Source organism: Streptomyces lomondensis, from assembly GCF_014651035.1.
In the GTDB taxonomy this organism is placed as follows: domain Bacteria; phylum Actinomycetota; class Actinomycetes; order Streptomycetales; family Streptomycetaceae; genus Streptomyces; species Streptomyces lomondensis.
The window spans coordinates 51,061-69,923 of the sequence record NZ_BMWC01000019.1; the positions used below are offsets into that span (position 1 = coordinate 51,061).

The following is an 18,863-nucleotide window of genomic DNA, read 5'->3' on the forward strand; positions in this document are numbered from 1 at the left end:
CGCGACCCCGCGCCGGGAGGATGGCTGCCGTGATCGGCATCTCGGAGATCGAAACCGCGGCCGGGCGGATCGCCGGGCACGTCGTGCGCACACCGACCGTGGACAGCCCGGGGCTGTCGGCGCTGCTCGGCGCCCCGGTCACCACGAAGCTGGAACTGCTCCAGCGCACCGGCTCGTTCAAGGCGCGCGGGGCGACGGCGAAGCTGCTGTCGCTGGGCGAGGCCGAACGGGCCGCCGGCGTCGTCGCGGTCAGCGGCGGCAACCACGGGATCGCCGTCGCGGTCATGGCCGCCGCCCTGGATGTGAAGGCCACGGTGGTGATGCCGCGGTCGGCGCCCGCCCGGGCCGTGGAGATCGCGGAGGTGTCCGGCGCGTCGGTGCGGCTGACCGACGACATGGACGGCGCCTTCGCGCTCATGACGCGGCTTCAGCAGGAGGGGCTGACCCTGGTCCATCCCTTCGACGACCCGGTGGTGATCGCCGGACAGGGCACGGTGGGGCTCGAGTTCGCCGCCGACGCCGGGGAACTCACCGACGTGCTCGTCAGCATCGGGGGCGGCGGGCTGATCTCCGGTGTCGCCGCCGCGCTGCGGGCGCGCCGGCCCGGGGTGCGGGTGTGGGGCGTGGAGACCGAGGGAGCGCAGGCCATGTCCGAGGCCCTGGCGGCGGGCGGCCCGCGACCGGTCGCCCTGTCGTCGATCGTGTCCACGCTCAGTGCCCCGTCCGTGTCCCGGCTGACGTACGACCACGTCTCCGCCCTGGTCACCGAGGTGCTCGTGGTCCCGGACCGGGAGGCCGTACAGGGCTCGCTGGATCTGGCGGACCACGCCAAGGTGTGGACCGAGCCGGCCGCCGGGTGTCTGCTGCCCGCCGCCCGGCAGGTCCTGGAGCGGGTCGGTGACGGGGCCCGGCTCGGCCTGGTGGTGTGCGGGGGCAACGCCACCACGGGCGACATGATCGCGTGGTCACGTCGCTTCGGTCTGCGCTGAGGGTCCGGCGGCCTTCGGGAATCCGGCGCCGAAATTCGTCGGAGGGGTGTCGAGTTCAGCTGTTGGACACCTCCGCATTTACCGCCGGTTACCACCTGGCCGGCCGGGGATTTACGAATCCACGGGCCCCGGGCGGCCGAATTCTCCGCGCCCTCGGCGGCCCGGGCAGTCGAGGTAAGCCGCGCCCGGACCCGCGAAAGACCGTTTTCTCTCGCACACGTGCTCCCATCGTTTGAATAAAAGACAAGAATGAACGCGGAGTTGCGATCCGTTTGAACGCAGGCGGCCTCACGCTGCGTACCTCTGGAAAAGGTGAGAGCCAGGTTTCCAGCGAGGGATGGCCATGGGCAGGGCGCACGTCTCCACACACCAGTTGGTCGCCGGCGGCCGGTACCGGCTGCTCGAGATCATCCAGCGCGAGACCAACCGCATCTGCTGGTACGCCGAGGACCTCGGCGCCGGCGACGTCTCCCGCCCGTGTCTGGTCACCCAGATCGGGCTGCCGGACGACCCGGGCGAGACCGACCGCCGGACCGCCGTCCGCCTGCTGCGCACGTCCGAGAACATGGCGCTGCTGTGCCCGGGCCGCATCGCCACGGTCGTGGACGCCGTCGAGGAGGCGGGCACCCTGTGGACCGTGAACGAGTGGATCGACGGCACCCCCCTGGGCGAACTCCTCTCGGAGCAGGGCACGTTCAACTACGTGCGGGCCGCGCGCGTGGGCCTGGAGCTGCTCGACGTGCTGGACGCGGCGCACGCCGAGGGCATCACGCACGGCGAGCTCAGCCCCGGCCAGGTGTTCGTACGCGAGGACCACTCGATCGTCGTCACCGGCTTCGGGCTGGCCGGCGCGACCCTGGCACCGCGTCTGACGGCACCGGCGTACGCCTCCCCGGAACAGGCCCGCGACCAGCGCATCGGACCCGCGGCCGACCTGTGGGCGCTGGGCGCGATCCTCTACACGATGGTCGAGGGACGCCCGCCCTTCCGGGACCGGGGGCGTCCGGAGAACACGCTGAAGGGCGTGGACCGGCTGCCGCTGCGCGCGCCGATGCGGGCCGGGCCGCTGGCGCAGGTCGTGCAGGGGCTGCTCCGCAAGGACTCCCGGGAGCGGCTCACCCGCCCGGTGGTCCGTGAGGCGCTGACCCGCGCGCTCAGCGAGGACCCCGAAGCGGCCGTGGGCTCGGTGGCGTCCCCGCGGCTGCGCGGCGCGTACGCCGCCGTGCGGCCGGGGAGCCCGGTCTGGAGCAGACGGACCATGGTGGCCGGGACCGCCCTGGCCGTCGTCACCGTCGCGGTCGCCGTGCTCGCCGCGACCCAGGGGCTGCCCGGCGGTGACTCGGGCAGCGACGCGGCCGAGTCCCCGGCCCGGCCACCGGCCTCCGCCGTGTCGCCGGGCGAGGGCACCGGCGGCGACACGGGCGGCGGCAGTGACAGCCCCGAGCCGTCCGGGACACCCGGCCCGACCGGGTCCCAGTCACCCTCCCCCTCCCCCTCCCCCACGCCCACGCCCACCGCCCCGTCCCCCACGCCGACGCCGTCCGATCCGGCCGCGGCCCTGCCGCCCGGCTTCCAGCGCTACGACGCGCCGGAGGGCTTCTCCGTGGCGCTCCCCGAGCACTGGACGCGGCTGGACACCGACCGCCAGGGCGACCTGGCGTACCGGATCGTCTTCGGTGCCGACGGCGACGACCGCACGCTGGCCGTCACCTACAGCGAGCGCGTGGGCCCGGACCCCGTCGCCGTGTGGCGGGACGACGTCGAACCGAACCTGAAGCAGTCCGGTGGCTACGACCGGATCGGCGAGATCCGCGCGACGACCTACCAGGGGCGCGAGGCCGCCGACATGGAGTGGACGGCGAAGGCCGACGGCACTCGCGTGCACACCTTCGGGCGGGGCTTCCTGCTGGGCGGGGGCCGCAGCTTCTCGCTGCGCTGGACGACGCCCGACGCCGAGTGGGAGGACGCCGCGAACCAGGAGGCGCTGCGCACGTTCCTGAAGACGTTCCGGCCGGTCTCAGACTGAGCCGCGCGGTGCGCGCTGGGCGGTGGGCCGGCCGCCGTGGAGCGGCTCGGTGCGCCAGCGCGCCGTGAGCGAGCGGTCCGCGAGGGAGCAGGTCAGCGCCAGCCGGTGCGGGGTCTCCAGGAACACCACCTCCACGGTCAGCGTGCCGACATCGGTCCAGCCGCCGCTCACCGCGGTCGGGAGGGGCTCCTCGGCGACCGTCCAGCCGGGCTCTCCGATCCGCAGGTCCAGCCGGTCCCCTTCCCGGTCCCCGGTGAGCGTCAGCGTCCAGCCGTCCGCGTCCGGTGCGAGCCCGACCGCCCGCGCCGGTCCCGCCTCGCCGGAGGACGTGAACTCGGCGGCGGCCCAGTCCCCGGCCCGTTCCGGCGGTGCGGAGCTGCCCGGAGCGGGCGGCAGCGCGAGCCGGGTGAGGCGCTCTTGCAGCTCGGCGTCGGCGGCCTCCCGGCCGGGCAGCGGCTCGGGCCCGAAGGCGGGCAGCAGATGCTCCCAGACGAGGTTCAGGAACTCCTGCATCCGCTCGGTCGCCGCGGTCGCCGCGATCACCGCGTCCTGCTCGGGCAGCACCAGGCAGAACTGGCCGTACGCGCCGTCGCCCCGGTAGCCGTGCCGGGAGATCCAGAACTGGTGGCCGTAGCCCTGCTGCCAGTCCTCCCAGTCCGCCTCTGCCATAAAACCGGCGGTCGGTATGTGCGGGCGCGAGGCACGGGCCACCCATCCCTGCGGCAGCAGCCGCTCGCCCTCCCAGACCCCGTCGGACAGGTACAGCTGGCCCAGGCGGGCGACGGCGTCGGTCGTGGCGTGCAGACCGCTGAAGCCGAGCTCGCGGCCGGTGCGGTCCCGCCGCCAGAACACCTCCCCGATGCCCAGCGGGTCCAGCAGCCGGGGCCGCAGGTACGCGGTGAGCGACCCGCCGGTCACGCGCTGCACGATCGCGGCGAGGGTGTACGTGGCGGGCTGGTTGTAGGCGAAGACCGTCCCCGGGTCACGGTCGGGCGGCAGCAGCAGGAACCCGCGCACGGGCTCCTCGGGGTCCCGCGCATAGGCCTCCTCGACGGTCTCCCGCTCATGGCCGCTCGCCATGGACGCCACGTGCCGCACGAGCATGGCCCGGCTGCGCGGGTCGGTGATGTCGGCCTCGAACTCCGGGAAGTACGAGATCACCGGCGCGTCGAAGTCGAGCAGTCCCTCGGCCTCGGCCAGCGCGGCGGCGGTGCCGGTGAAGCTCTTGCTGAGCGAGTACAGCAGCTGGGGGCGGCCGGGGGTGTACGGCGCCCACCAGCCGGAGGCGACCAGCCGGCCGTGCCGCACGATCATCAGGCTGTGCGGCTCGATCCCGGGGGCGGCTTCGAGGGCGTCGAGGAAGGCGAGGACGCCGGACGCGTCGACGCCTTGGGCGGCGGGGTCGGAGGGGGAGAGCACGGGGGCGTTCATGCAGGCATCGTGCCCCGCCGGCGGACCTTGATCGAGCCGTTTTCCCGCCCGGTGTCAGGGGACTCGGCGACTATGGTGCAAATCGGATACACGATGATGACCGAGCAGGCCGGCCCCCGCGAGCTCGTGGACCACGTGGTGCGGGCCGAGGAGGCGGGCTTCGACTTCTCGGTGACCTCCGACCACTACTTCCCGTGGCTGCGCTCGCAGGGCCACTCGCCCTACGCCTGGGCGGTGCTCGGCGCGGCCGCCCAGGCCACGTCACGTATCCCGCTGATGACGTACGTGACGTGCCCGACGTTCCGCTACCACCCGGCGGTGGTGGCGCAGAAGGCGGCGACGGTGCAGCTGCTGTCCGAGGGCCGGTTCCGGCTGGGGCTCGGCTCGGGCGAGAACCTCAACGAGCACGTGGTGGGCGGCGGCTGGCCGTCCGTCGACGTCCGGCACGAGATGTTCGAGGAGGCCGTGGAGATCATCCGCGCCCTCTTCAAGGGCGGCCACGTCAACCACCGCGGCACGCACTTCGACGTGGAGTCGGCCCGGCTGTGGGACCTGCCGGACGAGGCGCCGCCCATCGGCATCGCCGTCTCCGGGGAGCAGTCCTGCGAACTCGCGGGCCGGCTCGGCGACCTGGTGATCGCCACCGAGCCCAAGGCGGGCCTGCTGGAGGCGTTCGACCGGCACGGCGGCCAGGGCAAGCCCCGCGTGGGCCAGTTGCCCGTCTGCTACGACCCCGACCGGGACACGGCCGTCAAGCGGGCGCACTCCCAGTTCCGCTGGTTCGGCAGCGGCTGGAAGGTCAACTCGGAGCTGCCGCACCCGGACTCCTTCGAGGCGGCGACCCAGTTCGTCACGCGGGACGACGTCGCCGACTCCATCCCGTGCGGCGACGACCCGGACGCCTTCGTGGAGGCCGTACGCCCCTACGCCGAGGCCGGCTTCACCGAGATCGCCCTGGTCCAGATCGGGGGCGAGTCGCAGCCGGCGTACCTGGACTGGTCGGAGAAGACCCTGCTGCCGGCCCTGCGCGACGCGTTCGGCTGAGGCCCTCGGCCGGCGCCTGTCCGACCAGCTGAGCCCTCCGGCCCGGAGGGCTCTTCTTCGGTCGGGGGCGTCGTCCCTCACCCGCCCGCGAGGTCGGCGGGTGCCGATAGGCTGCCGTTCGCACCTCGTGCAGTCCCGATCTGCCCCGCCTCAGGAGAGTCGTCCGTGACCGTAGCCCTCACCCCGCCCGAGACGTCCCCGGCACCCGTGTCCGATCTGGTCGCGCGCGACGCGCGGGAGTTCGGGGCGTACGCCCGGACCGGAGGGTGGGCCTTCGGGCTGAAGGTGGCGCGCAGTGTGCGGCCCGGCGGGCAGGGCGCGGACGAGACGCCGAAGGTGTCCGCGAAGGAGTTCGCGGAGCTCGCCGGGTGCTCCCCCGAGCGGGTCATGCGCTACTACAAGGCGTGGGACCGGGCGGCCGACGACGGTCTGGTCCCGCACTTCGAGGCCCTGACGCCGGGTCAGGAGGTGGAACTGCCGGACCCCGACGTGTGGCTGAGCTACTACGTGTCCCGCAGCAGCGCCGGCTCCGAGCGCGGCACCGCCATCGCCGAGGCCGCCGAGGCGGAGGGCATCCGGCCCACGAAGGCGCTGGAGGTCGCGGAGAACCCCACCGCCCTGCGCGCCGCGATCCTCGCCGATCCCGCCACCGCCCGCGCGGCCCGCCAGGCCCTGCTGGACCGGGTCCGCGAGGACCCCGATCTCCAGGCCGAGCTGGCCCGGGACGTCGTGCGCACCGACGAGCTGAAGAAGGCCGTCGCCGGCGAGAGCAGGGCCGCCGACCGCGTCGGATACGTGCGCCAGATCGCCGAGTCGGGGCAGATCAGGACGCCCGCCGGGCAGACCGTCGACGCGCCCGCCGACCTCCGCCAGGAGGCCGAGCGCCACCTGTCCCTCATCGACGAACTCGACGACGACGAGGACGCCGGCGAGTGGGCCGCCGAGGCGTACGACACCATGAAGTCCCTCGTCGTCGAGGCCGTGGAGGCCGACCCGGGGCTGCGCGTGCAGGAGCGGCGCACGAAGTTCTACAGCAGCCTCCAGAAGGCGACCAAGGTGTTCGAGGAACTGACCTTCGACGACGTCCCGGAGTTCTACGAGGACGACATGGTCACGCAGTTGGAGGAGCTCCAGCGGGCCGTCGCCGTGTGCATCGAGTCGCTGCGCGGCGCCCGCGGGAATCACCCGGAGGGCTGAGCATCTTGTGCGTGGAGGGGGTACTAGAGGGCTCTACGTCGGTTCTTCCCGGAGGCCCTCTCGTGAACTCCTTCGTGCACAAGACGCTGGTGGTGCAGCTCCAGGCGGGTGACGCGGACCGCTTCTCCGTGCTCGCCCACATGAGCTACGACGCCGCCGACCCGTTCGCCGTCACCGTCGTCTTCAGCCACGACGGCCGCGTCCTCGCCCGGTGGCAGCTGGACCGGGAGATGATCGCCGACGGTCTGCGGCGTCCCGTCGGGCTCGGGGACGTGCGGATGCGTCCCGAGTCCCGGGGCGTGTGGCAAGAGCTGCGCATGGAGTTCCTCGGCGACGCCCGCGCCGACGGCGGCCGCCACCACGCGGTGGTGTTCGCGTGGGCCCCGGCGTTCGCGGCGTTCCTGCGGGAGACCCACGAGGTGGTCCCGCCGGGCCGCGAGGAGGTCCACGTCGACGACTTCCTCGCGGAGGTCATCGCCGGGGGCTGAACCGCGGCCGAGCCGGGTGGCTGTCCTCATGCCAGGAGGCCGGGGCCGGCCTCCTGGCATGAGGACAGCGGTCACCTGGCGGTGTGGCGGTGCCGGGTCCACAGGGGCAGGACGAACCAGCACAGCAGGTACCAGCCGACCACGCCGGCGACCAGATAGGGCACGAAGCCGTCGTGCGTCGCCACGCGCAGGATGAGCAGCAGTGAGGCGGTCATCGTGGCCAGCAGCAGCACGAGGCCGAGCAGCGTCAGCCGGGAGGCCAGCCGCACCGCCTGCGGCTTGACGCGCCGCCCGGAGACGAGGCGGTGCAGGGACACCGGCCCTATGAGCGCCCCGGTCGCGCACGCGCCGAGCACGACGGTCACCAGGTAGATCGTCTGGTCCGTGTCCGTCAGGTCGTCGTACTTCTCGGTGAACACCACGGTGAGCAGAAAGCCGAACAGGATCTGCACGCCCATCTGCGCCACGCGGACCTCCTGGATGAGCTCCTGCCACATCCGGTCCGCTCTCTCCTCCTCCGTCTCGTTGCGCCCCCGGCGCCTGGCCCCGCCCTCTGCCGTGTCCGTCACTGGTCCTCCCGGTGTGAGAACGCGCTGGTCCTTCTTTTCCGCGTGTTCCCCGTAAAGAGCCGTCGTCCCGGGCGGCGCGCGGTTTGAGCGATCAGGGGGCGGTTACACGGACGGCGCGAATGACGCAGAGCCCGAGGAGGTCGTGGACGCATGTCCGGTACGCAGCTCACCGTGACGCTCAGCGGCGGAGGTGCCGACGACGCGCGAGCGGTCGTCCGGGCCCTGGAAGACACGTTCGGGGCGCCGGACGAGCTTCCCGCCGACGAGAACGCGACGGTGCACATGGCGACCTTCGGCGGGGACGCGGAGGCGGGTGCCCCCAGCACCGGGGAGGGGGCCGGGCGGCTGTCCGCGCCGGTGACCGTCACCGTGCAGGGCACCCCGGAGGCGGTGCGGCGGGCGAGCGACACGCTCACCCGGGCCTTCACGGCACGTGACGACGGGGCCGCCTCCGGCGACCAGGAGCAGGAGAGGCAGCTGCTCCTGGTGCCGTGAGGGCAAGCCCTACCAGCGGTTTTCCACCTGCTCCCGGATCCGCCGCTCGTACAGGTCGCGGATCGCCGCGAGTGTCTCGCCGGGCAGCTCCGGCAGGCGGGCGGCGTCCGCGTTGGCCCGGGCCTGCTCGGGCGAGCGGGCACCCGGGATCACGGTCGTCACGCCGGGCTGCTCGATGATCCAGCGCAGGGCCAGCTGGGCCGGGGTGTATCCCTCGGGGGCGAGCGCGGCGAACTCGGCGGCCGCCTCGACGCCGGTGGCGTAGTCGACGCCGGAGAAGGTCTCGCCCACGTCGAAGGACTCGCCGTGCCGGTTGTAGGTGCGGTGGTCGTTCTCCGGGAAGACCGTGTCGCGCGTGTACTTGCCCGACAGCAGGCCGGAGGCGAGCGGGACGCGGGCGATGATGCCGACGCCGGCCTCCCGGGCGGCCGGGAGCACCTCGCGCAGGGGCTTCACGCGGAACGGGTTGAGGATGATCTGCACGCTCGCCACGTTCGGCCGGGCGATCGCGGTCAGCGCCTCCGCGCAGGTCTCGACGCTGACGCCGTACGCGGCGATCCGCTCCTCCTCGACCAGGGTGTCGAGGGCGTCGAACACCTCGTCGCTGGAGTAGACGGGCGTCGGCGGGCAGTGCAGCTGCACCAGGTCGATGCGGTCGACGCCGAGGTTGCGGCGGGAGCGGTCGTTCCAGGCGCGGAAGTTGTCGAGGACGTAGTTCTCGGGGATCTGGTCGACCCGGCGGCCCATCTTGGTGGCGACCAGGACGTGCAGGTCGGGCCGGCCGCCAAGGAACGCGGCGATGGTCTGCTCGCTGCGTCCGTCGCCGTACACGTCGGCGGTGTCGAAGAAGGTCACCCCGGACTCGGCCGCCGCCTCCAGTACCGCGAGGGCTTCCTTGTCGTCGACGTCTCCCCAGTCGGCACCCAGCTGCCACGTACCGAGACCGACGACGGAAGCGTGCTGACCCGACCTGTCGAATGTGCGCTCGTCCATGGGCGTCAGTCTGTCATCCGCCACGACCTGCGCGGAACGTATTGCTCCGGCCCGATGATCCCGCCCTGTTCACTCACACGAGTGAATCGGTTCGACAGGAACATGTCGCGTGTCAATCCCCCTCTAGCGTGACTCACGTGACAACTGACGCAGAGAGCAACTTCCCGTCGGACGCCCCTCATCGGACGCGCCGGGGCTTCCTGCTCACCGCGGCCGCCCTGGCCGTCGTGCCGGGCCTGCCGGCGGATCCTGCGGTGGCCGCCGCTCAGCTGCCGGACTTCCCGGCGGACGTCGCGCTGTACCGCTCGGCGTACCGGAACTGGGTCGGCGAGATCACCGCCGACGGCCTGTGGGCGTGCGCGCCGGGCAGCCCGGAGCAGGTGGTCGCCGTCGTCGACTGGGCGTGGCGGCACGGCTGGCGGGTGCGGGCCCGGGGCGCCTCGCACGGCTGGTCGCCCCTGACGGTGACGGAGGGGACGCCGTCCGGTGCGCCCGTCCTGCTCGTCGACACCGCGCCCCACCTCACCGGCCTCTCCCTGGACTCCCCCACGGCCGTGCGCGCCGGGACCGGCGTGACCATGGAGGCGCTGCTCACCTTCCTGGAGGAGCACGGCCTCGGCGTCACGGCCGCTCCCGCTCCCGGTGTCCTCACCCTCGGCGGGGTGCTGGCGATCGACGGGCACGGCACCGCCGTCCCCGCGCGGGGCGAGCGGCGGCTCCCCGGGCACACCTACGGCTCGCTCAGCAATCTGATCCTGTCCCTGACGGCGGTCGTCTGGGACACCCGGGCCGGTGCGTACGTGCTGCGCACCTTCCACCGCGACGAGGCGGACGGCGCCGCGCTGCTCACGCACCTCGGGCGGTCCCTGGTGACCGAGGTGGTACTGCGGGTGGGCGCGAACACCGACCTGCGGTGCGTGAGCCGTACGGACATCCCGGCCGGTGAGCTGTTCGCCGCGCCCGGCTCGGGCAGCGGGCGTACGTTCGCGAGCTTCCTGGACGAGTCCGGGCGGGTCGAGGCGATCTGGTTCGCGTTCACCGAGCACCCGTGGCTGAAGGTGTGGAGCGTCTCCCCCACCCGGCCGCTGACCTCCCGGAAGGTGACGCGGCCGTACAACTACCCGTTCTCCGACAACGTCCCGAGCCCGGTGGCGGAGCTGGTGGGCCGGATGACGTCGGAGGGCGCCTGGTACCTGGCGCCGGTGCTCGGGAACGCGCAGTACGACGCGGCGACGCTCGGGCTGGTGGCGACGCTGTCGGCCGACCTCTGGGGGCCGTCCAAGAACACGCTGCTGTACCTGAAGCCGACCACCCTGAGGGTGCACGCCAACGGCTACGCGGTCCTCACCTCGCGGGACCGGGTGCAGCGGGTCGTCGCCGAGTTCGCCGCCTTCTACCGGGAGCGGCTGACGGCGTACGCCGCCCGGGGCAGCTTCCCGGTCAACGGCTCGGTGGAGATCCGGGTGACCGGCCTGGACGACCCGGCCGACGCCGGGGTGGCCGGGGCCCGCGCGCCCCTGCTCTCCGCGCTCCGGCCGCGCGCGGACCGCCCCGAGTGGGACACGGCGGTGTGGCTGGACGTCCTGACGCTGCCGGGCACGCCCGACGCCGAGGTGTTCCTGCGCGAGCTGGAGCGGTTCCTGCTGCGCGCCTTCGACGGCGACTTCGCCCTCACCCGGGTGGAGTGGTCCAAGGGGTGGGCCTACACGGACGACGGGGTGTGGAGCGACGCGGAGGTGCTGGGCTCGGTGGTGCCGGCCGCGGTCGGGCCGGCCGAGTGGGCCGCGGCGGAGGCGGTGCTGGACCGGCTCGACCCGCACCGCGTGTACGGCAACGCATTCCTGGACCGGCTGTTCGGCTGAGGCCGTCGGGGGCCGGAGCGGCTATTCGCGGGCGGCCAGAGCCCGCGCGTGCACCGTCCGCGCGATCTTCGGACCGACCCAGCGCTTGAACCGCCGCAGTGGCTCCAGCTGCCCCGCCGCCCGGTCGAGCCGGTAGTACAGCTGCGGCGGGACGTGGGGCAGCAGGGGCGAGTGGCGCTGGCCGAGCAGGGCGAACATGCGCTCCGGCGGCAGGCGGAGGTAGCGCGGGAGGTTCTCGTACCACTGGGCGCTGTAGCGGGCCGCGCTCCGCACGGGCAGGAGGGCCGCCTTGCGCTGTTTTTCGTAGCGGGCGAGGGCCTGCGGGAGTGCGGCGTGCTCGCGCAGTGCCGCGGCCAGGGCGATCGCGTCCTCCAGGGCGAGGGTGGTGCCGGCGCCGATGGAGTAGTGGGTGGTGTGGGCGGCGTCGCCGAGCAGGACCAGGTTGCCGTGGTGCCAGGTGCGGTTGATCAGGGTGCGGAAGGTCTGCCAGGGGGTGCCGCCGGGGCGGCCCAGCAGGGGGTGGCCGTCCAGGACGCCGGCGAAGAGCCTCTCCAGCAGGGCCCGCCCCTCGGCCTCGCTCGCGCGGTCGAGGCCGAGTCCGGTCCAGGTGCCGGGTGCGCACTCGACGACGCAGGTGCTGCGGTCGGGGCCGTAGGGGTAGCCGTAGCACCAGATCCAGCCGTGGCCGGTCTCCACGAAGGCGAAGGTGAAGGCGTCGAAGACCTTGGTGGTGCCGAGCCAGACGTAGGGGTTGCGGCCGGCCGTGAGCCGGGTGCCGAAGTGTGCCGCGTGGCGGGTGCGCAGGGCGCTGCGGACGCCGTCGGCCGCCACGACCAGGTCGGCGTCGGGCAGCGTCCCGGGGCCGATCTCGGACTCGTACGCGAGGCGTACACCGAGGGCGCGGGCCCGGGCGGCAAGGATCTCCAGGAGGCGGTGGCGGCCGATGCCGTGGCCCTGGTCGCCGCTGTGCCGGGCCGTCAGGTCCCGGACGTGGTCGACGCCGTCGCACCACCGGACGGAACCGGCGTCCAGGGCGCGCGCCGACTCCGGGTCCCGCTCGTGGAGTTGGTCCAGCAGTCCGCGCCAGTACGTCACGCCCCAGCCGTAGGTCGAGCCCTCCGGGTCGCGTTCGTGGACGGTGATGTCGTGGGACGGGTCCTGCCGCTTGAGCAGGATCGAGAGATACAGACCGGCGGGCCCGCCACCGACACAGGCGACCTTCACGCACACCCCTGAGGATTACCGAGAGCTGTCGATTGAGGACGCAGAGTAGCAGGACAAAAGCATCATCGACCGAACCGTCGTTTCGCGTCAGTTTCGCGGCGTGACACGCACCACGAGCCGCGGAACGCCCAGGGAGAAACAACCGCCACAGCGCTACTCGCGAGCGGAACTTCCCCTTCCACGCCCGCGCACGCGCCCCTGACGGCAAGATCATCTTGATTCAACCTTGCACGACATAAGCGGAATTGCCTGGATCACAGCCAACCGCCTCGTGGGGATTTCTCCCGTTACCGAGGGGGCCGATAGGCATGCGGGGTCATCAGCCGAACGCACCCAGGAGGTCCGGATGCCGGAACTCAGCCGTCGCCGCGCGCTCACCGCCGCGGCCGCCCTCGCCACGGCCGCGGGAACCCTGCCGGCCATCGCCCCGGTGGCGACCGCCGCCGGGCACCACGACTCCCCCGCGACCTTCGACGAGGTCTACAAGGGCCGCCGGATACAGGGCCGGCCGGCCTCCGGGTCCGGTCACCACCACCACGGCGCGGGATACGCGGTGTTCGTCGACGGGGTGGAGCTGCACGTGATGCGCAACGCCGACGGCAGCTGGATCAGCGTCGTCAGCCACTACGACCCGGTGCCCACCCCGCGCGCCGCCGCCCGGGCCGCGGTCGACGAGCTGCAAGGCGCGCCGCTGCTGCCCTTCCCCGCCAACTGACCCGCCCCGCAAGGCATCTGGAGCACCCGCACATGGCTGTCCGCAAGAACCAGTCCGCCCTGACCGCCGACGAGAAGCGGCGCTTCGTCGCCGCGTTGATCGAGCTGAAGCGCACCGGCCGCTACGACGAGTTCGTCACCACGCACAACGCGTTCATCGTCTCCGACACCGACGACGGCGAGCGGACGGGCCACCGTTCACCGTCCTTCCTGCCCTGGCACCGAAGATTCCTCCTGGAGTTCGAGCGGGCGCTGCAGTCGGTGGACGCGTCGGTGACTCTGCCGTACTGGGACTGGACCGTCGACCGTACGCCGCGCGCCTCGCTGTGGGCGCCCGACTTCCTCGGCGGCACCGGGCGCGAGCGGGACGGCCGGGTGACGGACGGGCCGTTCTCCGCGTCGAGCGGGAACTGGCCGATCACCGTGCGGGTCGACGGCCGTACGTTCCTGCGCCGCTCCCTCGGATCCGGGGGCCGTCAGCTGCCGACGCGGGCCGAGGTCGAGTCGGTGCTGTCGATGCCGACGTACGACATGGCGCCCTGGAACAGCGCCTCGGACGGCTTCCGCAACCACCTCGAAGGGTGGCGGGGGGTCAATCTGCACAACCGGGTCCACGTCTGGGTCGGCGGGCAGATGGCCACCGGGGTCTCCCCCAACGACCCGGTGTTCTGGCTGCACCACGCCTACATAGACAAGCTGTGGGCCGAGTGGCAGCGCCGGCACCCCGGCTCCGGCTATCTGCCGGCCACGGGCACGCCGAACGTGATCGACCTGCGCGAGACGATGCGGCCGTGGCACGACATGAGCCCCGCGGATCTGCTGGACCACACGCCGCACTACACGTTCGACGTCTAGGACCGGCTGCTCAGACGGTCGCGCCCGTGCGGCACTCCGGGTGGCCCCAGCCGCTGTCGTTCTTGGCGATGGGCTCGCCGGCCGCGTACGAGCGGCCGCACTGGCAGCGGCCGGGGAACTTGGCCTTGATCGTGCGCGAGGAGCCCTTCGCGGCGGATGTCTTGCTGGTGCGGGACGTGCCGCCGCGCGGGCGGGTGCGCGGGGCCTTGGCCGGGGTGTCCGGGGCGGGCGGCGGCTCGGGGGAACCGAGGCCGCTGCCCGCGGGCTCCTGGACGGTGGCGGCCTGGCTGGCGGCGCGGTCGGCGAAGTCGTTGAGCCGGTCGCCGTCGACCTGGTGGGCGGGGACGTAGCGGAACTCGACCGAGCGGCCGTCCAGCAGTTCGTCGATGCGCACCACGAGGTCCTGGTTGGCGACCGGCTTGCCGGCGGCCGTCTTCCAGCCGTTGCGCTTCCAGCCGGGCAGCCAGGTGGTGACGGCCTTCATCGCGTACTGCGAGTCCATGCGGATCTCCAGCGGCACGTCCGGGTCGGTAGCCGTCAGCAGGCGCTCCAGCGCGGTGAGTTCCGCGACGTTGTTGGTGGCCCTGCCGAGCGGCCCCGCCTCCCACCGCACCGGCGTCTCGGCAGCGTCGGCGACGACCCAGGCCCAGCCCGCGGGCCCGGGGTTTCCCTTCGAAGCCCCGTCGCACGCGGCCACAACACGTTCACGCATGGCCCCGATCATGCCATGGCCGCGCGGGCCGCCCGGCCGCGAGGGCCGGGTGGCTACGACACGTCGGTCAGCTCCGGCATCTCCCCCTCGGTCCGCGTGATGTCGATCACCGAGAAGTTGGCGCCCTGCGGGTCGCTGAGGGTCGCGAACCGGCCGAACGGCGTGTCCATCGGGCCGAAGCGCAGGACGCCGCCGAGCTTGGTCGCCTTCGCCACGGCGTCGTCGCAGTCCTCGACGGTGAAGTAGACGTTGATGTACGGCGGCACCTCGGGCGGGAACTCCTCCGTCATCTGCATGCGGCCCAGCACGGTGCGGTCGCCGAGGTCGTAGATCCGGAAGTCCATCTCCTCGTGCTCCATGGTCCGCTGCCGGTAGGAGAAGACGGCGGGGAAGAACGCGTCGGACTTCTCGGGCTCGCGGGTGAAGACCTCCGCCCAGACGTAGCCGCCCGGCTCGGCCATCACCTCGAAGCCCTCGTGGGTGCCGGCCTGCCAGACGCCGAAGACGACGCCGCTCGGATCGCGGGCCAGGCACATGGTGCCGAAGTCCCCGACCCGCATCGGCTCCATCAGCACGTCACCGCCGTGGTCGCGGATCCGGGCGGCGGTGCCGGCGGCGTCCTGGGACGCGAAGTACAGGCACCACTGGGACAGGCCCTCCTGGCCGGGCATCGGCGGGACGACGGCGGCGGCCGCCTTGCCGTTCGCGTAGGCCTCGGTGTAGTTGCCGAACTCCGTCGACGCCTCGGCGAAGGTCCAGCCGAGGACGTCTCCGTAGAAGCTCTTGGCCCCTTCGAGGTCGCTGAACATCGCGTCGGCCCAGCAGGGGGTTCCTTCAGGTTGCACGGCCATGGCTGCGGCCCTCTCCGGACGGGTGAATGGTCCGTTTCCTCACGCTAGTCACCGCTGGGCCGACCCGCGCGCCGAACGGGCGGGCCCGCCGCAGACTGGCAGGGGGAGGCCTCGACGGGATGGGACGGGCATGGACAGGGCGATGCGCGCGTGGTCGGTGGTACGGCCGGGTCCGGTCGAGGAGGGGTCGCTCCGGCTGGTCGAGAAGCCGGTGCCGGTCCCGGCGGAGGACGAGCTGCTGGTGCGCGTTCGGGCCTGCGGGGTCTGCCGCACCGACCTGCACGTCACCGAGGGTGATCTGCCCCTGCACCGGGTGGGTGTCACGCCCGGCCACGAGATCGTCGGGGTGGTGGCCGGGGCGGGGCCGGCGGTGAGCGGCTTCGCCCCGGGCGACCGGGTCGGCGTCGCCTGGCTGCGCCGCACGGACGGCTCCTGCGCCTACTGCGCGCGGGGCGCGGAGAACCTCTGCCCCCGCTCCGAGTACACGGGCTGGTACGCCGACGGCGGCTACGCGGAGTACACGACGGTGCCGGCGGCGTTCGCCTACCGGCTCCCGGACGACGCGCCGGACGTGGCCTTGGCGCCCCTGCTGTGCGCGGGCATCATCGGCCACCGCGCGCTGCGGCGGGCCGCGCTGCCGCCCGGCGGACGGCTCGGGCTGTACGGCTTCGGGGGCAGCGCCCATCTGTGCGCGCAGGTGGCGCTGGCCGAGGGCGCGCGGGTGCATGTCATGACGCGGGGCGCGGCCGCCCGGCGGCTGGCGCTGGAGCTGGGTGCCGCCTCCGCGCAGGACGCGTACGCGCCGCCGCCGGAGCGCCTGGACAGCGCGATCCTGTTCGCCCCGGTCGGCACCCTGGTCCCGGTCGCGCTGCGCGCCCTCGACCGGGGTGGGGTCCTGGCCGTCGCCGGTATCCACCTCACCGACACGCCTCCCCTGCACTACGAGACCGAGCTGTTCTACGAGAAGGAGCTGCGCAGCGTCGCCTCCAACACGCGTGCGGACGGGCGCGAGTTCCTCGCTCTGGCCACCCGGTTCGGGGTCCGCGCGACCACGCACCCGTATCCGATGTCGCGGGCGGCGCAGGCGCTCGCGGATCTGAAGGCGGGGCGGTTCGACGGGGCGGCGGTGCTGGTGAACGACCTGTCGTGAGGCGCCGGCCCCGTCGGCCATTCCAGCCCCCTTTGCCGACCGCGTGTGAGCCACCGCGTCCGGCGTACGTCTTCCCCCCGGCGCCCGGCTGTGCTTGCCTGAGTGCCGTTTCGGTGGCGGGGGCGGGAGTTGCCGTATGCGAAAGCCGTGGGTCGTGGGGGCGTTGCTGGCCGGGGTGCTGCTCGGCGCGTGCGGGGATCCGGAGTCCGCGCCGGAGGGGCCGCCGCCGACCGCGCCGCGCACGTCGGCCACCACCCACCAGCGCGCCCCCGTCTCCCCGGGAGCGGAACCGAGGAGGGCGCCCAAGGTGCTGTACCTCGGCGACTCCCTGGCGATGGAGGGCCAGAAGGTCCTCGGGGAGGAGTTACGCCGGGACCCGAAGGCGGAGTACACCAGCGCCCCGTACTCCGGCACCACGCTGTGCGACTACCTGGAGGGCACGGCCGACCGGTCCCTGGTGCCGGCCGCCGACAAGGCCGCCGCGCTGGTGCGCCGGCTGCGGCCCGACTTCGTGGTGCTCCAGTTCTGGGGGAACTCCTGGGGCTACACGCCGTGCATGGACGGCATCACCTACGACAAGTCCCCGGCCCGGTACTTCACCCGGTACGCCGCCGACGCGCGCCGGCTCACCGAGCAGATCGCCGCGGCCGGGGGCGGCACCCGCCCGACGATCGTCTGGGTGTCGCAGGGCCCGGACCCGATCACCCCCGACCGGGTCCGGCGCGTCAACGCGCTCTACGAGCAGCGGGCCGCCGCCTCGGGCGACGTCGTGGCGGACGCCGGAAAGGCGGTGAGCCCGGCCGCCGGCCGCTACACCTGGACGCAGTACCTGCCGTGCACGGCCCACGAGCGCGCCCACCCGGACTACTGCACCCAGCCGTCCCGCGACCGTACGGCCCTGCACCGCGACGACGACTACCTGCACTTCTGCCTGGCTCCCACGACGTCCAAGCCGAAGCCCTGCCCGGTCCGCTCCCCCGGAATCCTGCGGATCGCCCGGGAGATCACCAAAACCATTCGACAGTCGGCGCGTTGACCGCTCGAATGGTCGCCATGTGTGCGCTGCGAATGCACGAGGACGAGGTCGCTCTCGACGTCTCGCTCGTCGGCCGGCTGGTCACGGAGCAGTTCCCGCGGTGGGCGGGGCAGCCCCTGCGGCGCCTGGAGTCCTCCGGGACGGAGAACGCCATGTTCCGCCTCGGCGAGGACAAGGTCGTCCGGCTCCCCCGGCATCCCCGCGCGGTCGACGCCATCACGCACGAACTGCGCTGGCTGCCCCGGCTGGGCCCGGGGCTGCCCGCCGCCTCGCCGGAACCTCTCGGGCAGGGCGAGCCCGGTGAGGCCTTCCCCTGGCCCTGGTCGGTGTACGGCTGGCTGGACGGCCGCAACCCGGTGCCCGGGGCGCTCGAGGAGCCCGAGCGGCTCGCCGAGGACCTGGCGGCGTACGTCAGGGCCCTGCGCCGCAAGGACGCCTCGCAGGGCCCTCTCGGCTACCGGGGAGTGCCGCTGGCGACCCGGGACTCCTTCCTGCGCGAGGCGCTCGCGCAACTGGCGGGCCGGGTCGACACCGCGGCGGTGGCGAAGGCGTGGGAGGAGGCACTGCGGGCCCCGGAGTACACCGGGCCGCCGGTCTGGGCGCACGGCGATCTGATGGCCGGGAACCTGCTGGTCACGGGCGGACGGCTGAGCGCCGTGATCGACTTCGGGACGGTGGGGGTGGGCGACCCGGCCGTCGATCTGATCAGCGCCTGGTGCGTGCTGCCCGCCGAGGTCCGCGGCGTCTTCCGCGAGGCGGTGGGCGCCGGCGAGGCCGAGTGGGCCCGGGGCCGGGGCTGGGCCCTGTCGATCGCGGTCATCGCGCTGCCGTACTACTGGGAGACCAACCCGCCGGTCGCGGAGAACTCCCGCCATGTGATCGCGGAGATCCTGGCCGAGACGGCGTAGGGGCGGGGCCCGCCCTCCACGGGCACGGGCCTGCCCCTAGGGCCTGTCGTTTGGATCAGGTCGCAGGGAAGTGACGGTGCTGTTCAGTGCCGGTGAGCGGGGTCTGGTGCGTGCAGCTGCAAGGCGGAGGAGGGCGTCGACGCGATGGGGGTCCCCCCTGCTCGAGCGAAGTCGAGAGCTTGGGGGAGTCGGCAACCGACGACAACGCGGCAGATGCGCGTGCCAGACCCCGCGTCTGCGGCGTGATCCAAACGACAGGCCCTAGGTCGTGTCCGCAATGTCAGGGGAGCCAGAGTTGTAGGCAGGCGAGGGTGACCAT

General features: G+C 73.1%; 18 protein-coding genes. 12 read left to right on the forward strand and 6 right to left on the reverse strand.

Annotated elements, in window-relative coordinates:
• Positions 1–29: 29 nt before the first annotated feature.
• Complete coding sequence (locus IE255_RS37015) at positions 30–989, forward strand: threonine/serine dehydratase family protein (protein WP_190054814.1); 960 nt, start codon at positions 30–32, stop codon at positions 987–989.
• A gap of 343 nt (positions 990–1,332) precedes the next feature.
• Positions 1,333–3,015: a serine/threonine protein kinase gene (locus IE255_RS37020; protein WP_190054815.1), complete on the forward strand. Its 1,683-nt coding sequence runs from the start codon at positions 1,333–1,335 to the stop codon at positions 3,013–3,015.
• On the opposite strand, the gene IE255_RS37025 is transcribed toward IE255_RS37020, so the two are convergent.
• Positions 3,007–4,446 (reverse strand): serine hydrolase domain-containing protein, encoded by a 1,440-nt coding sequence (locus tag IE255_RS37025; protein WP_190054816.1) that lies wholly within the window; start codon positions 4,444–4,446, stop codon positions 3,007–3,009. The two genes, IE255_RS37020 and IE255_RS37025, sit on opposite strands and share 9 nt — an antisense overlap.
• Before the next feature lie 72 nt (positions 4,447–4,518).
• On the opposite strand from IE255_RS37025, the gene IE255_RS37030 reads away from it, so the two are divergent.
• The 3 genes from IE255_RS37030 to IE255_RS37040 all read left to right on the forward strand — a co-directional run bounded on the left by IE255_RS37030 (position 4,519) and on the right by IE255_RS37040 (position 7,175).
• Positions 4,519–5,490: an LLM class F420-dependent oxidoreductase gene (locus IE255_RS37030; protein WP_190054817.1), complete on the forward strand. Its 972-nt coding sequence runs from the start codon at positions 4,519–4,521 to the stop codon at positions 5,488–5,490.
• A 165-nt stretch (positions 5,491–5,655) separates the two neighbouring features.
• Positions 5,656–6,687, forward strand: a complete 1,032-nt coding sequence (locus IE255_RS37035; protein ID WP_190054818.1) for a hypothetical protein — start codon at positions 5,656–5,658, stop codon at positions 6,685–6,687.
• Between the two features lie 62 nt (positions 6,688–6,749).
• Positions 6,750–7,175, forward strand: coding sequence for an SsgA family sporulation/cell division regulator (locus tag IE255_RS37040; RefSeq protein ID WP_190054819.1), 426 nt, complete (start codon positions 6,750–6,752; stop codon positions 7,173–7,175).
• Positions 7,176–7,246: 71 nt separating this feature from the next.
• On the opposite strand, the gene IE255_RS37045 is transcribed toward IE255_RS37040, so the two are convergent.
• A complete protein-coding gene (locus IE255_RS37045; RefSeq protein ID WP_190054820.1) occupies positions 7,247–7,744 on the reverse strand; it encodes a DUF6328 family protein in 498 nt (165 codons plus the stop codon).
• 150 nt (positions 7,745–7,894) lie between these two features.
• Between IE255_RS37045 and IE255_RS37050 the strand changes: the two genes are divergently transcribed.
• Complete coding sequence (locus tag IE255_RS37050; protein WP_190054821.1) at positions 7,895–8,239, forward strand: hypothetical protein; 345 nt, start codon at positions 7,895–7,897, stop codon at positions 8,237–8,239.
• Between the two features lie 9 nt (positions 8,240–8,248).
• Here the strand turns inward: IE255_RS37050 and IE255_RS37055 are convergent, their stop codons facing one another.
• Entirely contained in the window at positions 8,249–9,232 is a 984-nt protein-coding gene (locus IE255_RS37055) for an aldo/keto reductase (protein WP_190054822.1), read from the reverse strand.
• A 137-nt stretch (positions 9,233–9,369) separates the two neighbouring features.
• On the opposite strand from IE255_RS37055, the gene IE255_RS37060 reads away from it, so the two are divergent.
• Entirely contained in the window at positions 9,370–11,094 is a 1,725-nt protein-coding gene (locus IE255_RS37060; protein ID WP_190054823.1) for a cholesterol oxidase substrate-binding domain-containing protein, read from the forward strand.
• Positions 11,095–11,115: 21 nt separating this feature from the next.
• Here the strand turns inward: IE255_RS37060 and IE255_RS37065 are convergent, their stop codons facing one another.
• The gene (locus IE255_RS37065; protein WP_190054824.1) at positions 11,116–12,324 is read right to left on the reverse strand and encodes an FAD-dependent monooxygenase; all 1,209 of its coding nucleotides are present in this window, start codon (positions 12,322–12,324) and stop codon (positions 11,116–11,118) included.
• Positions 12,325–12,664: 340 nt separating this feature from the next.
• Here IE255_RS37065 and melC1 point away from each other — a divergent pair, with 340 nt between their 5' ends.
• A complete protein-coding gene (melC1, locus tag IE255_RS37070) occupies positions 12,665–13,033 on the forward strand; it encodes an apotyrosinase chaperone MelC1 (RefSeq protein WP_190054825.1) in 369 nt (122 codons plus the stop codon).
• Between the two features lie 32 nt (positions 13,034–13,065).
• A complete protein-coding gene (gene melC2 / locus IE255_RS37075) occupies positions 13,066–13,887 on the forward strand; it encodes a tyrosinase MelC2 (protein WP_190054826.1) in 822 nt (273 codons plus the stop codon).
• Positions 13,888–13,897: 10 nt separating this feature from the next.
• Here the strand turns inward: melC2 and IE255_RS37080 are convergent, their stop codons facing one another.
• Together IE255_RS37080 and IE255_RS37085 are read right to left on the reverse strand one after the other, a co-directional pair.
• Positions 13,898–14,611 carry a ribonuclease H family protein gene (locus tag IE255_RS37080; protein ID WP_190054827.1) on the reverse strand — a complete coding sequence of 238 codons (714 nt, stop codon included), beginning with the start codon at positions 14,609–14,611 and terminating at the stop codon, positions 13,898–13,900.
• A 41-nt stretch (positions 14,612–14,652) separates the two neighbouring features.
• The gene (locus IE255_RS37085; protein ID WP_190054828.1) at positions 14,653–15,450 is read right to left on the reverse strand and encodes a VOC family protein; all 798 of its coding nucleotides are present in this window, start codon (positions 15,448–15,450) and stop codon (positions 14,653–14,655) included.
• Between the two features lie 142 nt (positions 15,451–15,592).
• On the opposite strand from IE255_RS37085, the gene IE255_RS37090 reads away from it, so the two are divergent.
• The 3 genes from IE255_RS37090 (at position 15,593) to IE255_RS37100 (ending at position 18,544) form a co-directional block, all read left to right on the forward strand.
• Positions 15,593–16,600, forward strand: a complete 1,008-nt coding sequence (locus tag IE255_RS37090) for a zinc-binding alcohol dehydrogenase family protein (protein WP_190054836.1) — start codon at positions 15,593–15,595, stop codon at positions 16,598–16,600.
• A gap of 136 nt (positions 16,601–16,736) precedes the next feature.
• Positions 16,737–17,636, forward strand: a complete 900-nt coding sequence (locus IE255_RS37095) for an SGNH/GDSL hydrolase family protein (RefSeq protein ID WP_190054829.1) — start codon at positions 16,737–16,739, stop codon at positions 17,634–17,636.
• 17 nt (positions 17,637–17,653) lie between these two features.
• The gene (locus IE255_RS37100; protein ID WP_190054830.1) at positions 17,654–18,544 is read left to right on the forward strand and encodes an aminoglycoside phosphotransferase family protein; all 891 of its coding nucleotides are present in this window, start codon (positions 17,654–17,656) and stop codon (positions 18,542–18,544) included.
• The last annotated feature ends 319 nt before the right edge of the window (positions 18,545–18,863 follow it).

Excerpts from the sequence above, each read along its gene's own strand:
- IE255_RS37030 (WP_190054817.1), top strand. The coding sequence starts at position 4,519 with ATGGTGCAAATCGGATACACGATGATGACCGAGCAGGCCGGCCCCCGC.
- IE255_RS37100 (WP_190054830.1), top strand. The coding sequence starts at position 17,654 with ATGTGTGCGCTGCGAATGCACGAGGACGAGGTCGCTCTCGACGTCTCG.
- IE255_RS37085 (WP_190054828.1), bottom strand. The coding sequence starts at position 15,450 with ATGGCCGTGCAACCTGAAGGAACCCCCTGCTGGGCCGACGCGATGTTC.
- IE255_RS37095 (WP_190054829.1), top strand. The coding sequence starts at position 16,737 with ATGCGAAAGCCGTGGGTCGTGGGGGCGTTGCTGGCCGGGGTGCTGCTC.
- IE255_RS37020 (WP_190054815.1), top strand. The coding sequence starts at position 1,333 with ATGGGCAGGGCGCACGTCTCCACACACCAGTTGGTCGCCGGCGGCCGG.
- melC2 (WP_190054826.1), top strand. The coding sequence starts at position 13,066 with ATGGCTGTCCGCAAGAACCAGTCCGCCCTGACCGCCGACGAGAAGCGG.
- IE255_RS37025 (WP_190054816.1), bottom strand. The coding sequence starts at position 4,446 with ATGAACGCCCCCGTGCTCTCCCCCTCCGACCCCGCCGCCCAAGGCGTC.
- IE255_RS37090 (WP_190054836.1), top strand. The coding sequence starts at position 15,593 with ATGCGCGCGTGGTCGGTGGTACGGCCGGGTCCGGTCGAGGAGGGGTCG.
- IE255_RS37080 (WP_190054827.1), bottom strand. The coding sequence starts at position 14,611 with ATGATCGGGGCCATGCGTGAACGTGTTGTGGCCGCGTGCGACGGGGCT.
- IE255_RS37050 (WP_190054821.1), top strand. The coding sequence starts at position 7,895 with ATGTCCGGTACGCAGCTCACCGTGACGCTCAGCGGCGGAGGTGCCGAC.
- melC1 (WP_190054825.1), top strand. The coding sequence starts at position 12,665 with ATGCCGGAACTCAGCCGTCGCCGCGCGCTCACCGCCGCGGCCGCCCTC.
- IE255_RS37055 (WP_190054822.1), bottom strand. The coding sequence starts at position 9,232 with ATGGACGAGCGCACATTCGACAGGTCGGGTCAGCACGCTTCCGTCGTC.